This is a genomic window from Klebsiella sp. PK01, from assembly GCF_057624675.1.
The window spans coordinates 1-1391 of record NZ_JBYEZM010000019.1 but is presented as its reverse complement, the minus strand read 5'-3'; the positions used below and the strand labels follow the sequence as shown (position 1 = coordinate 1391).

Genomic DNA, 1391 nt, shown 5'->3' with positions numbered 1-1391 from the left:
GGATAATGAGATGGACGCTCCAGATTTTACGGTATCAAAGTACCAGACTGGATCGTTGCAATACGTCCTAAAAAATGAGGAGCGTCCACATGAAAGTATCAACTCTTGGTATCGACCTGGCAAAGAACGTTTTTCAGCTTCATGGCGTCGATCACGAAGGTCATACTATTTTGCGTAAAAAGCTCACCCGGGCTAAGTTTGTTCAATTTGTTATTCAACTGGAGCCTTGTCTGATTGGCATGGAAGCCTGCTCATCCAGTCATCATTTCGCGCGACTATTCACCCGCTATGGTCATGAGGTAAAACTCATCCCTCCGCAGTATGTAAAGCCTTATGTGAAAACGAACAAGACGGATGCAGCAGACGCTGAAGCTATCTGCGAAGCGGTCACCCGCCCGAATATGCGTTTTGTACAGATAAAAACCGAAGAGCAGCAGGCCGTTTTAGCGTTACACACTGAACGGGGAATACTTATCCGTGAGCGGATCGCCTGTTCCAATAGTTTAAGAGCCACACTTGCTGAGTTTGGTATTACGATTGCGGCCGGACAAAGCCATTTAACCCATGAGCTGCCAGCCATTCTGGAGGACGACGAAAATGGTTTATCTCCCTTCGTCAGAACCAGCATCTACAGACAGTCTAAACATATCCGGGAACTTGAGGAGCAAGTTAAACAGGTAGAACAAGCTCTGGCCTCCTGGTACAGAACGCAGGAAGCCTGCCAGAGAATGGCCAAAATCCCGGGGGTTGGTATGTTAACGGCCACTTATGTGATAGCGGCAGTGGGTAATGCCCGACAATTCAGTACTGCAAAGCAGTTCGCTTCATGGCTGGGGCTGACACCAAAGGAACATTCCAGCGGCGGGAAACAGCAACTGGGAGGGATCAGCAAACGTGGAGATGGATATTTCCGATACCTGCTGGTTCACGGCGCACGCGCACTTACCGCCTGGGTCAACCGGAACGGCGCGGTTGAGAAGAATGCCTGGCTTCAGGGACTACTTGAGCGGAAGCACTGCAATGTAGCTGTTGTCGCCATGGCGGCAAAAACAGCCAGGATCATGTGGTCAATGTTGACACACAATACTGAATATCAGCCTCGCCAGCTCGCCTGACACAAGGTCAGTCAATCTGACGAGGTGCTGAAAAAGAGTTAACGTCCTGGTAGGTGCAGGTGACTTCAGAAGATGGCAAAACAGGTAAGACCGCAGGCAGGATACACCGAGAGGTAGCAAGGGCAAGTCAGCTCGCACAGGATGATTGGTACCTGCCTGGCGGATTTCATCATGGTTCGGGATAAAGAAATCCCATCAGAAACCGGATATATGGCTGCACCTACCCGTTTTATTACTGAACTGAAGAAAGCATTGCATTCCGGGAGCGTCCATATA

The 1391-nt window shown here is 49.7% G+C and carries 1 protein-coding gene; it reads left to right on the top strand.

The genetic code is table 11. The features are described from left to right. Positions 1-89 precede the first annotated feature (89 nt). Positions 90-1115 carry an IS110 family RNA-guided transposase gene (locus tag AC22LX_RS24770; protein WP_045398393.1) on the top strand — a complete coding sequence of 342 codons (1026 nt, stop codon included), beginning with the start codon at positions 90-92 and terminating at the stop codon, positions 1113-1115. Positions 1116-1391: the final 276 nt, after the last annotated feature.